This is a genomic window from Streptomyces sp. NPDC059247 (assembly GCF_042754005.1).
Lineage (GTDB): Bacteria > Actinomycetota > Actinomycetes > Streptomycetales > Streptomycetaceae > Streptomyces.
Genome location: NZ_JBHYZW010000001.1, coordinates 415,495 through 428,693 on the forward strand (window position 1 = coordinate 415,495; position 13,199 = coordinate 428,693).

Annotated in this window: 11 protein-coding genes; 8 read left to right on the forward strand and 3 right to left on the reverse strand. The window is 72.5% G+C overall.

Translation table 11 applies throughout. The features are described 5' to 3' along the window. Positions 1-428 precede the first annotated feature (428 nt). Complete coding sequence (locus ACFXGN_RS01860) at positions 429-572, reverse strand: hypothetical protein (RefSeq protein ID WP_384852017.1); 144 nt, start codon at positions 570-572, stop codon at positions 429-431. A gap of 194 nt (positions 573-766) precedes the next feature. On the opposite strand from ACFXGN_RS01860, the gene ACFXGN_RS01865 reads away from it, so the two are divergent. The 8 genes from ACFXGN_RS01865 (at position 767) to ACFXGN_RS01900 (ending at position 10,060) form a co-directional block, all read left to right on the forward strand. After that, positions 767-4,021 (forward strand): lantibiotic dehydratase, encoded by a 3,255-nt coding sequence (locus tag ACFXGN_RS01865; RefSeq protein ID WP_384852019.1) that lies wholly within the window; start codon positions 767-769, stop codon positions 4,019-4,021. Next, complete coding sequence (locus ACFXGN_RS01870) at positions 4,018-5,325, forward strand: lanthionine synthetase C family protein (RefSeq protein WP_384852021.1); 1,308 nt, start codon at positions 4,018-4,020, stop codon at positions 5,323-5,325. The genes ACFXGN_RS01865 and ACFXGN_RS01870 overlap by 4 nt, the downstream gene beginning before the upstream one ends. Before the next feature lie 555 nt (positions 5,326-5,880). Continuing rightward, the gene (locus ACFXGN_RS01875; protein ID WP_384852023.1) at positions 5,881-7,587 is read left to right on the forward strand and encodes an RNase A-like domain-containing protein; all 1,707 of its coding nucleotides are present in this window, start codon (positions 5,881-5,883) and stop codon (positions 7,585-7,587) included. A 10-nt stretch (positions 7,588-7,597) separates the two neighbouring features. Next, on the forward strand, positions 7,598-8,254 hold the full coding sequence (locus ACFXGN_RS01880) for a hypothetical protein (protein WP_384852026.1): 657 nt from the start codon (positions 7,598-7,600) through the stop codon (positions 8,252-8,254). A gap of 47 nt (positions 8,255-8,301) precedes the next feature. Continuing rightward, complete coding sequence (locus ACFXGN_RS01885; RefSeq protein WP_384852028.1) at positions 8,302-8,703, forward strand: WXG100 family type VII secretion target; 402 nt, start codon at positions 8,302-8,304, stop codon at positions 8,701-8,703. 34 nt (positions 8,704-8,737) lie between these two features. Beyond that, entirely contained in the window at positions 8,738-9,040 is a 303-nt protein-coding gene (locus tag ACFXGN_RS01890) for a WXG100 family type VII secretion target (RefSeq protein WP_384852030.1), read from the forward strand. Positions 9,041-9,053: 13 nt separating this feature from the next. After that, positions 9,054-9,410, forward strand: coding sequence for an RNase A-like domain-containing protein (locus tag ACFXGN_RS01895; RefSeq protein ID WP_384852033.1), 357 nt, complete (start codon positions 9,054-9,056; stop codon positions 9,408-9,410). An 11-nt stretch (positions 9,411-9,421) separates the two neighbouring features. After that, entirely contained in the window at positions 9,422-10,060 is a 639-nt protein-coding gene (locus ACFXGN_RS01900; protein ID WP_384852036.1) for a contact-dependent growth inhibition system immunity protein, read from the forward strand. A 150-nt stretch (positions 10,061-10,210) separates the two neighbouring features. Here ACFXGN_RS01900 and ACFXGN_RS01905 read toward each other — a convergent pair whose 3' ends face one another. Both ACFXGN_RS01905 and ACFXGN_RS01910 read right to left on the reverse strand, forming a co-directional pair. Beyond that, a complete protein-coding gene (locus ACFXGN_RS01905) occupies positions 10,211-11,452 on the reverse strand; it encodes a cytochrome P450 (RefSeq protein ID WP_384852038.1) in 1,242 nt (413 codons plus the stop codon). Between the two features lie 80 nt (positions 11,453-11,532). Next, entirely contained in the window at positions 11,533-13,176 is a 1,644-nt protein-coding gene (locus tag ACFXGN_RS01910) for a phytoene desaturase family protein (protein ID WP_384853096.1), read from the reverse strand. Positions 13,177-13,199: the final 23 nt, after the last annotated feature.

The window sequence follows — 13,199 nt, forward strand, 5'->3', positions numbered from 1 at the left end:
CCGTCAGTCCCGGGGCGTTCCCGGGTGACCGGACGGGCGGTACCCACTGGGCGGGGCGGTACCCGGCAGGTCGCCCCGGATATCGGGCGGCGGAGTCACGGGAAGAGGCGTGCGGGAGCCGTCACGGAAGTGGAGCGCGTATTCGCGCACATATCGGCCATCTGCATCCGAGGAATTCGGCAAGGGAAATGGCGCGTCGCCATTTCCCTTGGGGAATGAGCGGCGCGCATTCTTCTCTGCAGACGCACCGGGAAGCGTCGCCGAGGTCATTCGGCCGTGTCAACGGTTACGCCGGGGTCGCGGAGATCGTGCCCTTCCCTACCCTCGCCCGGTGTCCGAAAGGGCATCCCCTTCTGGTTCCGCCCCCTCGCGCGGGCTGGTTCCGGTAGCGCGAGGCGCCGCCGGAACCAGCCCCTGAGCTGCTGCTATTAGCAGATCGCACAGGTCGTGCAGGTGCGGAAGCAGGACTCCTCACCGGAGATCGCGCCCGCGGCGCTGTCCGTCGCGAAGTCCTGGATGGCGGTCTCGGTGAGGTCGATGTCGAAGAGGTCCTGCGTCATGTTCTCGGACATGAGAATTCCTTCCCGTGGAGCCTGGCGAATGGTCACCTCATGGTGACAGCAGCGGAATCTAGATCCGAATAGCGGACGGAGTCAAGGGGTTACGGAGCGGGTGTGGCGCGGTTAGTGTGGCGGCATTCCCCCCAGGGAGAGCCGGGAATTAATCCATCCGTTTCATGGTGCATCAGGTAAGGGGCGTGGCAGGGATGGGACGTGGCCACAGCGCGGAACCGGTGTTCCGCTGCGCGGACGGAGTGCTGCTGAGGGCACCGCTCCTGGCCCGGTCGAGGGTCCGCGCCACCTGGCGGGACGGCGCGCCGGACCGGCCGGACGAGTCCGGCGCCGAGCCCGGTGAACTGCGGGCCCATCTGGTGGAGTTGCTGGCCGACGCGCGGTTCCGGGAGGCGCTGGACGTCTCCAGCCCCTCGCTCACCCGCACCGTCGACGCCGTCCTCGCGGACGCGCCCGTAGCCGTCTCCGACCTGCGCAAGGCCCACCGGGCCGTGACCCGTTACCTGCTCAGGGCCGCCTCGCGGCCCACCCCCTTCGGTCTGCTCGCGGGCGTCCTGTGGGGTTCCTTCGGCGAGTCCACCAAGGGGGAGCTCACCGGTGTGGGGCACCGGGCCGTACGGCCCGACGCCGGGTGGCTGGCCCGGCTGATCTCCGAGTGGGAGCGCGACCCGGCTGTGCACCGGGAGCTGAGCGTGGTGGTCAACGGACTGTGCTTCGTACGCGGTGGCCGGCTCGTCCTGCCGTTCGCCCCGGCCGGACCGGGCCAGGACCCCGCCGAGCCCGACCCCGGCTCCGATGCCCCGTCGGGCCGGAACCTTCCCAGGTCACGGACGCTGCGCCACACCCCGGTCGTGCGCGCCGTGGCAGAGGCCGCCGCCCGCCCGGTCCGCTGCGGCGACCTGATCAGGGAGGTCGAGGCACGGTTCCCCGGCGCGCCCGAAGGCGCCGTGGCGGGTCTCGTCGCCCAGCTGATCGGGGCCGAGGTGCTCCTGACGGAGCTGCGTCCACCGCTGGACGCACCCGATCCCCTGGCACACGTCGAGGCGCTGCTACCGGCCGGGACGCCCGCCGCCCGGTGGGTCTCCGAACTGCGCGGGTCCCTGGCCGACTACCGTCGCACCGCGCTCGGGGAGGGCAGGGCGGCCTGGCGCGCGGTGGTGGAGCGCACGGCCGTGGGCCCCGTCCCGCCCGCGGGCCCCGACGCACCCGACGTACGCCCCGAAGAGCCACCCGCGGGTCCCGACGCACCCGGCGTACGCCCCGCAGGGCCACCCGCGTCGGCCCGGCCCGTCCCCGCGCACGCCGTCCAGGTGGACCTGCGGCTGGAAGGGACCGCCGTGCTCTCGCGTTCGGTGGCGGAGGAACTGGAGCGCGCCGCCGCCGCGCTGTGGCGCCTGTCTCCCCCGGGGCCGGGCCGCCTGACCCCGTACCACCAGGACTTCGTGGATAGGTACGGCCTCGGGCGGTACGTGCCCGTCAAGGAACTCCTCGACCCCGACATCGGCCTCGGCGCCCCGGCCGGGTACCGGCTGCCCCCGAGCCACCGTGCCGACCCGGGCCCCGCACCCCTCGGAGCCGTACGGCAGCGACTGCTGCTGGAACTCGCGGCCGAGGCCCAGGCGCGCGGGGCGCGCGAGGTCGTCCTGGACGAGGAGCGGCTGCGCGCGTTCGAGGCGGCCGACCGGGACGAGTCCGCCGACACCGTGCGCCCGCCCGCCCTCGAACTCGTCGTGCAGATCGCCGCGGAGTCGGCCGCCGCGGTGGACCGGGGCGACTTCACCCTCGTCCTCGGCGGCGCGGCCACCACGTCCGGTGGACTCATGGGCCGCTTCGCCCACCTCTTCCCGCCCGCGCGGAGCGAGGAGATGCGGCGCACGGTCCGGGCCGCGCGGGAGACCGCCGGACGGCTGCCCGTCCAGGTCCACCACCAGGCGTCGCAGCACCGGCACGCCAACGTCGCCCAGGTGCCCACCTGGCTGGACGGGCGACTGGTCGTCGGCGCCCACCCCGGGCCCGCAGCCCCGGGCGTCACGGACCTCACGCTCGACGACATCGCCGTCAGCGCCGACTCCGAGGGCTTCAGGATCGTGTCCGAACGTCTCGGGCGCGAGCTGACCCCGTCGGCGCTCCACGTGCTCAACCGCGAACTGACCGCGCCCAACGCGGTGCGCTTCCTCATCGAAGCCGCCGCGTTCGGCCGCAGGCAGTGGCGGCTGTGGGAGTGGGGCGCCGCGGAGGGGCTGCCGTTCCTGCCCGCCGTGCGCACCGGCCGTACCGTCCTGAGCCCGGCGCGCTGGCGGCTCGACGCGAGCGCCCCGCCCCTCGACGAGTGGCGCGCCCTCTGGGGCGTACCCGACCACGTACAGCTCACGATCGGCGACCATCGCATCCCCCTCAACCTCGCCGTCCCGGCGCACCGGGAGATCCTGTGCCGCGAGTGCGCGCGGACGGGGACGGCCGTTCTGTACGCGTCGCCCTCGGGCCACGACATCGACGGCGGCTGGCTGCACGGGCCCGGCGGCGCCCACGAGGCGGAGGCCGTGGTCACGCTGACGCCCCGCCCGCCGAAGGCGGCCGAGCCGCCCGCACGGACCGTCACCCGGCCGGTGGTGCGGCGCGGGACCGGCGAGGTCCCGCCCGGCGGCCCCTGGCTGTACGCGACGCTCTACACCTCGGCCGAGCGGCAGGACGAACTCCTGACCGGGCCGCTGGGCCGCTTCCTGACCGAGCAGGGTCCCCCGGCCACCGGGCCGGAGGGCGTCGATCGCTGGTTCTTCATCCGGTACGCGGATCCGGACCCGCACCTGCGGCTTCGGCTGCACGGCGACCCGGCCCTCCTCAACGGTGTCGTCCTGCCCCGGCTCCACGACCTGGCGGGGCGGTTGGCCGCCGAGGGGCTCGCGCGCGGACTGCGCGTCGACAGCTACGCCCCCGAGACCGAACGGTACGGAGGCCCGGCGCTGCTCGGCGCGGCCGAGGAGGTGTTCCACGCGGACAGCGCCCTGGTGCTGAAGCGGCTGACGGCCCCCACGGACGACCCGATCCTGTCCACCGCGTACGACGTGACCGCACTGGTACGGGCGTTCCACCGGGGCTACGGCGGCGACTGGCGGCGCTGGCTGACCGGGACCTACCCCAAGCGGGAACGGCACCACAAGGCGTTCGCGGCCCGCAGACGGGCGGCGCTCGCCCGGATCACCCCGGACGGTGGCCCGCCGGATCCGGTGGCGGGGCCGCACCACGCGGCCCCGGAACGCTTCGGCCGACTCGTGCGCGCGGAGGAGGAGCGGGGTGCGCTGAGCGTCTCCCCGGACGCGGTGCTCGCCTCCCTCGTCCACATGCACTGCAACCGGCGCCTCGGTACGGACCGTACGGCCGAGGCGCGGACCCTGGCCGTCGCCCGTGGCGCGGTCCAGGCACACCTCGACCGGGAAAGGGCCGGAGCATGACCGAGAACCTCGTCGAACGGCTCGCCGTACGCCTGGCGGATCCGGCCGCGCTGGCCGCGCGGGTGACCGCCGCCGAAACCCCCGAGCTGGCCGAGTCCCGCTCGCTGTGGCACCCCCAGTCCCTCGCGGACGGCCACGCGGGGGTGGGGCTCCTCTTCGCGGCGCTGGCCCACGGCGACCCCGGGTACGCCAAGGCCGCCCACGCCCATCTGTCGGCGGCGGTCAGCGGGGTGCGCAGGCCCGCCAGGGAAGGGCTGTACGCGGGACTGCCCGCCGTCGCCTTCGCCGCGAGGACCGCCGTCACCCGGACCGGCGAGTACGCCGGTCTCCTCACCCGACTGGACACCGAGGTCGCCCTGGTGGCGCGCCGACTCGTCGAGGAGGACGCGCCCCGGGCGGCGGCGGGTACGGCCGGGGCCAGGATGGCGGGGTACGACGTGGTGGCGGGACTCTCCGGTCTCGGCCGTCTGCTCCTGGCCGCGGGGCCCGAGCACCGGGCCACCACCGAACTGGTCCTCGCCCACCTCGTCGCCCTCACCCGGCCGGTCACCGTGCCGGGCTCCGGGCGCGTGCCGGGCTGGTGGACGGGGGACCCGATCCTGTTCAGCGAACCGGACGGCGTCCCCGGAGGCCACTTCAACGCCGGTCTCGCCCACGGCATCCCCGGCCCCCTCGCGCTGCTGTCCCTCGCCCACAGCGCGGGCGTACGCGTGCCGGGCCAGGAGCAGGCCATCCGGACCGTCGCCGAGTGGCTGCTCGCCCGGCGCAGCCCCGACGGCGCGGGCTGGCCCAACATCGTCCCGATGGAAGCCGAGCTGGCGGCCCTCTCGGGCACCCGCCCCGACCTGGCGGAGGCCCGCACCGGCTGGTGCTACGGCACGCCCGGGGTCGCCCGCGCGCTCCAACTGGCCTCACTGGCACTGGAGGAGCCCGGATGGAACCGCCAGGCGGTGGCCGCCGTCGCCGCCGTCTGCGGCCGACCGGGTGGCGCCGCCGGTTTAACCGACCCCACCCTGTGCCACGGCCTGGCGGGCCTCGCCACGATCGTGACCCTGATGGCCGGTGAACCAGGAGGATCGGAACTGGCCCTGTACATACCGGATCTTGCCGAGGCGCTGGCGGGCGCCGCCGATCAGGAACACCCCTTCGTCTGGCCCGCCGCCGCACCCGGCGGCCCCACCGTCGTCCACCGTCCCGGCTTCCTCGACGGGGCGGCGGGCGCCGCTCTGGCCCTGCGCTTCGCGACGAACCCGAAGACACCGACCGGCGAACTCCCATGGCAGGCAGCATTGTTGCTGTGCTGAGAGCGCCGTCCAGGCTCTTTCGCCCCAGAATCCGCCCCGACGCGCCCGTGGGCCCGATCTCCCCGGTCGGCAGCCGGGCCCGGTGACGGTGGCGGGGTCCGCTCGCCGGAGCCCCCACCCGCTCGGCGGGACCGGTCGCGCACATACGGCTTCTTCAAGCCAACTCTGCTTCTGATCAAGGGCCTTGAAGCATCGCCCTGCTACCTTCGGCCACGGTCCGGCGGAGTCAGGGGGGCTCATGGGACGGGAACGGGGTACACGCACGCGCTCCCGCGTGCCGAGCGGCACGGGCGGGACGTACGGCACGAGCGGCACGGGCGGGACGTTCCGGTGAGCACGCCCATGCCGAGCGCGACCGGTACCACGTCGCCGGGTACCAGCCCGAGTTCGAGCCCCCATCCCACATCGACCGCCGGGGCCACTCCACCGCCACCGTCCGGACAGCCGGGCGGGTCGCCCGGCTCCCATCCCACACCGTCGCCGGTCCCGAACACGCCGCCGGTCCCGCCGGGCCCCCCTCCGCCGGCCCAGTTGCCGCCGCCGCCCCCGCCCGCAGTGAGCAGCCCGTGGACGGCGCCAGGCGGATTCGACGTACAGCCAGTACACCTGTACCAGGTCTCCTCGGCTCTCGCCGTCGAGCAGCAGTCCTTCCACAAGGCACTCGTACAGTTCCTGAACGTCCACGCCGGCTACTCCAAGGTCGGCGGATCCGGCACGGTCACGGTCGAGTTCGCCACCCAGTACGCCGCGGTCGTCGCCCTGCTCCTGGAGGTGCACGGCAAGGCGGTGGTCGCCATCGGCGGCGCGGCGATCGGCTTCACCACCACCGCCGACAACTTCCGGCAGGCGGACGCGGCCACCCACCCGCTCAGTCCGCCCTTCACCCCGCAGCCCCCGCCGCAGGTCATCTCCACTCCGCCGGGGTACCCGCCCCCACCACCGTTCGGCGTCCGTGACGGCAACGCCATCGACGATTTCGCCGACGTCTTCGACGACGGCAACATCCCCGGCTCCCTGATGCGCACCGTGATCGAGGAGGCGCTGGGCACCGGCCGCGCGCTGGAGATCCTGCCGCTCCCCAACTACCTCAGGGTCAACGACCTCTCCCAGGCGTGGCTTCCCTACCAGACGGGCCTCGGCATCATCCAGGGACAGCTCACCAGCACCGTCGACGCCATCACGGACCACTCCAACGGGGACTGGCACGGCGCGATGCTGCAGTTCGTGTCGTCGCTGTGGGGCACGACGGCCTGGGGCAAGGACACGGCGGGCTACGCGTGGAGGCACGACCCGCCCACCGGCGCGGGCACGAGCCTCCCGGTCTTCGGAGTCCTCAGCACCACCGCCCAGATCCTGGCCCAGGCGATCCGCTCCTACGCGGAAGCCGCCGAGAAGGTCCGCGGCGAGCTGCGCGGAATCCTGTACAGGGCCATCAAGGACGCCTTGGCCATCCTCGACCTCACCGACCTCAAGGGTTTCTTCGAACGCCTCAAGAACCTGTGGAGGGGGCTGGGCGCCGCGGTCCTCGTCAGCATCGACAGGGACGCCGTCAACCGGGCCGTCGACACCTACGAGACCGCGCTGCGCACGCAGACGCAGGAGGTGAAGAACCTCCTGGAGCCGCTCCGCGAGGCCGCCCGCGCGGTGCCGACCTTCCAGTCGCAGTCGGCGCGGGCCGAAGCGTTCGGCGCCCGCTCGCTCTTCGAGTTCGACCGGTCGCTCGTCCCGATCAACGAACAGTCCCGGGACCCGAACAACCGCTTCGGCATCGACCTCGCGTCCATGGAATGGGAGACCAACCCCTACCAGGCCACTCCGAGCGACCCGGTGAAGCCGGGGAAGGACGGCCATGCGATCGACCGGCACGTCGGTCTCTCCCCGGACCAGCTACGGACGCGCGTACGGGACCAGGGTGTCGACGCCTCGGCCTTCCCGGATCTTCCGGCCGCCCAGAAGCATGTCCAGGCAGCGTTGAACGACCCCGGCAACATCCGGACGATCGAGCAATGGATGGAGAAGCAGAAGCAGCGGGTGGCCAACGGGACGTTCAGCCCCGCCTCCTCGCCGCAGCTGGACGTCTTCACCGTCAAGGACGCGAACGGGAGCGACGTCGTGACGGGATCATCCGTCTCGCAGTCCGATTTCACCGCCCAGGGCTTCGGCGCCCAGCCGAAGGAGGTCCACAGCGTGAGGCTGGTTCTCGCCTACTCGCCGGAGTCCGGGATGTTCTATGTCCGTACCGCCTTCCCCTGCCCGCCGTAACATGCGCCACGTGATCTCGAAACAGGACGACTTGTTCACCTCCGGCGCGGTGGGGTTGCTGCTGCGCATCGCCGTAGCGTCGCGCAACCCGGGGGCCGCGCCGCTGGAGGACGAACTTCAGCGTCTGTCCCGTTTCCTGTTCGATTCCAGGGCGACGTCAGCGGCGATGCCCCCCGCAGTGCTGGCCTCCCTGCTCGACCTTCTGGCCGACGAGGTCGGAACCGGGGCATTCGAGACCAGGCCCGCTGAGTACCGCCAGGCACTGGCGCGGGCGGCCGGCGACGATCCGTCGGCGGACTTCCTGCGCTCGCTGGCCGAGCTCATCCGTGACCGCCAGTTCCTCATGTACCCGGACATGACGGAACTGCCGCTGTCCGGCTGGGAGGCGACCGGACGCTTCTCGCTGACCTCGGCCTTCATCTCGTTCATGGTGTCGGGGGAGTGCGACAGCGTGGACGAGGCCCTGGAGGAGATTCTGACCAGTGAGCATCCCGAATGCCATGAACGACTCGGCAACCTCGCCGGGGAGTTGCAGCGCATCCTGTACCTGTTCCGCACGCCTGCCGAGTTCGATGCCGCCTTTGCCATCGTCATGCCTCATGTGACCCACGCACGCGTCCGGCTCCTCCTCGACGCCGTTCACGCCCACTTCGCCGAGCAGCACTGACCCACCACCCCACCACCCTGCCCCGTCGCTCGGAAGGAGCCGCCGCCATGCCCATCGATCCGAACCTCGCCGTGACGGAAGAGGACCTGAACCGTCTCGCGGACGACCTGGACACCATGCGTACGCACATCGACGGACAGGTGCGCAGGATGGACGCGATCGTCGACCGGGCCGAGGCGCGATGGCGGAGCGAGGCGGCGACGGCGTACCGGAAGCTGCACCGGGAGGCCGGTGCGGACGCCGTACGGGTCCGGGAGATCCTGGGCATCCTGGCGGAGGCGATCCGGATGAGCCGGGACGGGTTCACCCGTGAGGAACTGGACGCGCTGCGGCGGTTCCGGGCCGAGTCGAGGAGGGTCGACGTCGAAGCGGAGGTACGAGGGCTGTCCGGGGAAGGGCCGGGCGGCACTGGGGGGACAGCGCCGACCAGCAGGATCCACGACATCTGAACGCAAGCCCGAACACCCGTGAGGCAGGGGGCACATGAACGACGACGGCTCGATCACCGTCGACCTGGTCGCACTGCGCGAGATGGCAGGCGACCTGGAGGACATCGTGAGATCGCTCAACGAGCGCCTGACCGCGCTGTACGAACGCGCGGTGCCGGTCGTCCTGGCCTGGCAGGGCGAGGCCCGCGAGGCGTTCGTCGACGAACTCGACCGCTGGGACCGCCAGATGGAGGATCTGCAGGCCGCGCAGAAGTGGCTGCACGCCATCGCCGCGACCGGGCACGCCAACTACTCCGCCGCCCAGCGCGCCACCCTGCACGGCTGGGGCGGGGCCTGACATGAAGCCCGACATGACGAAGCCGCCCGCGTCACCCGGCCCCGCGTCACCCGGCCCCGCCCGCGCGGACCGCGCCGCGACCTTCCCGGACCGGGCGACCGCCCAGTGGGCCACCCAGCAGGCCATCGGACTGAACGAGCAGGTCATCCACCGCTGGCTCGCCCAGTCCACCCGGCGGCGACTGGTCATCGAGGCCACCTGGCCCTCACGGCCCGATCCGGTGGGCACGCTGCTCACCCACGGGATGGCCCTGGCGGGCCAGGAGCCGATCCCGGTGCGCGCCGTCCGGGTCGTGCTCCGCCGGACCGGATCCGGCGAGCCCGGCGCGCCTCCCTTCACCGTGCACTCCTCCCTGCCCGTCATCCTGTAGAGGCCGCTCCCGTGTCCCTGAACCCCGCCGAGCACGACCGCAAGTACGGCGAGCTCGACCAGGTCGTCCGCTCCCACCTGGGTGTCGGCCCGCACGCGCCCGAGGCGCTGGCGGGCTATCTGCGGCAGACCTGGCGCACCCGGCCCTGGGCCATCGCCGTCGCGGCCGAGCAACTGCGCGTCTACGCCGACAATCCGCCGGGGCGGCTGCGGTTGCGGCTCGGCGAGTACTACCGGCTGCCCGACGTGGGAGTGCCGCCCGAGGAGATCCGGGGCTGGCTCACGGGCCTCGCCGACCGGCTCGACGCGAGCCTGACGAACGGCCAGGCCCCGCCGCCCGTCGCGCCGGAGAGCCCCTGGGAGTGGCGGGCCCGCTTCCCGGAGCTGGCGCAACTGCTCGGCGGCTGGTTCACGCAGGACATGCCGGGGGAGTTCGGCGACCACGAGTCGGCGCTCGCCGACTATCTGGACGGCACCGATCCGGGTCTGACCGCCCAGCTGACGGGCGAACTGCACGACCTCCTCGCCCTCGGCCTGGACGAGGACGGCTTGGCCCTGGCCCTGGTGACGCTCGGAGCGGAGGTCGAACCCCCGCTCCCGTACACCCCGGCCGCCTGGCTCGCCACACTGGCCGTCCGGCTACGCGGCTGACCGGCCTCGCCCCGGTCACGGCATCCGGCGCGGGCAGCGCGCGGCCCGGCCGTGACCGGCACGGGTCCCTACGGTGTTCGGGCGGCCGGGACCGACCCGACCCGGGCGCTCCATGTCATCGCGCAGGCCGCTTCGGCCCGCCCGCTCGGCTCACCACGCGACCGGCAGGGAGCGCAGGCCGCTGAAGAACTCCTTCGAGCGCCAGTGCAGTTCCTTCTCCGGGACGGCCAGGCGCAGGCCGGGCAGGCGGGCCGTGACGCGTTCCAGGGTGGTCTGGAGTTCCAGGCGGGCCAGATGGGCGCCCAGGCAGTAGTGGATGCCGTGACCGAAGCTGATGTGGGGGGTGCCCGGCCGGTCGAGCACGATGCGGTCGGGGGACGGGAAGGCGACCGGGTCGTGGTTGGCCGCCGCCTGGGAGACCACGACCGGCTCGCCCGCCCGCACCAGGACCCCGCCGAGGTCCACGTCCTCCTCCGCGTACCGGGGCAGGGTCAGGCCGTTGAGCAGCGGGACGAGCCGCAGGAGTTCCTCGACCGCGCGGGGGATCACCTCGGGCCGCTCGCGCAGGGTCCTGAGCAGCTCCGCGCCGCCGCCTCCCGCCTCGCGCGGGAGGAGCAGCACCGCGAAGAAGTTGGCGATCTGGTTGGTGGTGGTGACGAAGCCGCCGATGAGGATCTCGTTCAGCAGCCCCGTCAGCTCGTCCGCCGTCAGGGCGCCCTCGTCGGCGGCCCTGACCAGGACGGTGATCAGATCGTCGGCGGGCTCCCGGCGGCGCGTCTCGACCCAGTCGTTCATGCGGCCGAAGAAGTCCTGGGCGTGGCGGCGTACCACCTCGGGGGTCACACTGCCGGAACACACGGTGTCCGCCCAGGTCCGCAGTCCCGGCTGGTCGGCCTCCGGTACGCCCACGATCTCGCAGATCAACGTCATGGGCAGGGGGAACGCGAGGTCCTCCACGAGATCGGAGGGCGGGCCCGCCGCCACCATCCGGTCGAGCAGCCCGTCGGCCACCTCGCGGACCCGGCCGCGCAGCGGCTCCATCCGGCGGGCGGTGAACTCCTTCGCGAGGAGCGTGCGCAGCCGCGTGTGGTGGGGAGCGTCGAGCGCGATGAGACCCCCGCCGGCCCGGGGCATCGGGCCGATGCGGGGCTGGTCGCGGCGGACGGCCTCCGCGAGGCTGAACCGGGGGTCCGACAGGACGGCGCGGACGTCCTCGTAACTGGTCGCGAGCCACGCCTCGTCCCCGTACGGCAGCCGGACACGGACGGGGGGCCGGTCGCGCAACTGCCCGTAGCCCTCGGGGAGGCCCAGTCCGTCGCTCGTCCAGAACGGGTACGCGAGGGGCTCCGGGGAGGCTTCCGGGGCGGGGCGGACATCAGGGGGCAAGGTCACGGGACGCCTTTCTGGGCGGTGCCGAATTTTCGGCGGTGCGGTTTCTCGGGCGGTACGGGATCCCCGGCGGCGCCGGGTTCTCAGCGGTGCGGGCCGACGAGGACGTCGACATGGGTCGGGAGCGGGGCGCTGGTGTCGACGGAGGCGGTGAAGTCGAGCCCGTCGTCCCGGCAGATGAACTGCATGACCTGGCGCCCGGCCGCCGCCGCGCGGATCAGACCGCCGGTGGTCGCCCACACCCCGGAGAGGTAGAAGTTCCCCAGACCGGGCAGGACGGGCCCGTTCTTCTTGACGAGCTCCTCCATCGCCTCGCCGCTCTCCACGAAGGGCTGCCAGCCCAGGAAGGTGCCCTCGAAGCTGTTGGTGTAGCGGATCTGGGTGAGCGGGGTGCAGGTGTCGCGGACGGCGACGGAGTCCTTGAGCCCCGGATACAGCCCGTCGAGGTAGTCGACCACGGCGTCCCTGGTCCGCCGCTTGGCGAGGGTGTACGCCTTGCCGCGCTTCACCGGCAGGGTGTGCAGTTCGGTCCCCCGGCGGGCGCGGCTGAGCCGCTCCGGCCCTTCGGCCAGCTCCCGCCAGGGCGCGGTGTCGGAGAAGTAGGTGGCGTAGACGACGCCGGTGCCCTCGGGCGACAGCTCGGGATAGAAGTGGTTGCGGAACTGCACGTTGAGGCTGGGGTGGCGGATGCCGGTCAGCCGGGACGCCGTCTCCTCGTCGAGCAGATGGGTCGTCGTCGGGTCGGCGTCCGGGAACGGCCGGCGCAGGCCGAGGAACACGCTCGCGTAGCCGGGGAAGACCATGCCCGGCTGGTGCAGCGTCTCCCGGTACAGGGTGGCGTACTCGCCCTCCAGATAGCGGCCGTCGAGCAGTTCGAGCAGCGTGGTCGGACCGTCACAGGCCGAGACGATGATGTCCGCGTAGTGCTCCTCGCCGTTGGAGAGGCGCACCCCGATGGCCCGGTCGTCCTTGACGAGGATCTCCTCGACCATCGCGTTGTACGTGATGTCGCCGCCGAGGGCCAGATAGCGCTGCTCGATGGAGCGTGCCAGGCCCAGCGAGCCGCCCTCGGGGACCCCGGCCGACCGGTGCGCCTGGGCGGCCATCTGGAAGTAGAACGGCAGGACGGGGAAGCCGGGATGCTTCTCGTACAGGATGTAGTTGAAGGCGTCCCTGAGGAGCGGGTCCTTGAAACGGGCCGAGTACTCCGTCATCAGGACCGACATCGACGTGCGGAAGAGGTTGAAGTACGGCAGGAAACCGGCCAGCATCCGCCACCGCTCCCGGCGGCTCATCAGCCCCACCGGCTTGAGGAACGGGTACGAGGGAAGACAGGCGATGAACTTGCGCAGCCCCGCGCAGAAGTTGCGGATCGCCCGTGCGTCGGGCGGGGACAGGGACAGCAGATGGCTCTCCAGCCGGTCGGGGTCGCAGTAGAAGTACACGGTGCGGCCGTCCCTGCCGCGCACGGTGTTGAACACGTCGAAGTGGCGCATCTCCTTGCCCTGGAGCGCCCCGAGTTCGAGCCAGATCTGATGCATCTCGTTGCCCGGACCGTTGCCGAGCAGCCAGCTGATGCAGGCGTCGAAGGTGTAGTCGCCGCGCCCCCATCCGGTGCAGCAGCCGCCGGGGATCTCGTGCATCTCGAAGACCCGGGTGCGGTACCCGTTCATCTGGCCGTACGCACCGGTGGAGAGGCCGCCGAGGCCCCCACCGATGATGATCATGCTTTTCCTGCGCGTCGTGGTCG

Excerpts from the sequence above, each read along its gene's own strand:
- ACFXGN_RS01860 (WP_384852017.1), bottom strand. The coding sequence starts at position 572 with ATGTCCGAGAACATGACGCAGGACCTCTTCGACATCGACCTCACCGAG.
- ACFXGN_RS01865 (WP_384852019.1), top strand. The coding sequence starts at position 767 with ATGGGACGTGGCCACAGCGCGGAACCGGTGTTCCGCTGCGCGGACGGA.
- ACFXGN_RS01870 (WP_384852021.1), top strand. The coding sequence starts at position 4,018 with ATGACCGAGAACCTCGTCGAACGGCTCGCCGTACGCCTGGCGGATCCG.
- ACFXGN_RS01885 (WP_384852028.1), top strand. The coding sequence starts at position 8,302 with ATGCCCATCGATCCGAACCTCGCCGTGACGGAAGAGGACCTGAACCGT.
- ACFXGN_RS01890 (WP_384852030.1), top strand. The coding sequence starts at position 8,738 with ATGAACGACGACGGCTCGATCACCGTCGACCTGGTCGCACTGCGCGAG.
- ACFXGN_RS01895 (WP_384852033.1), top strand. The coding sequence starts at position 9,054 with ATGACGAAGCCGCCCGCGTCACCCGGCCCCGCGTCACCCGGCCCCGCC.
- ACFXGN_RS01910 (WP_384853096.1), bottom strand. The coding sequence starts at position 13,176 with ATGATCATCATCGGTGGGGGCCTCGGCGGCCTCTCCACCGGTGCGTAC.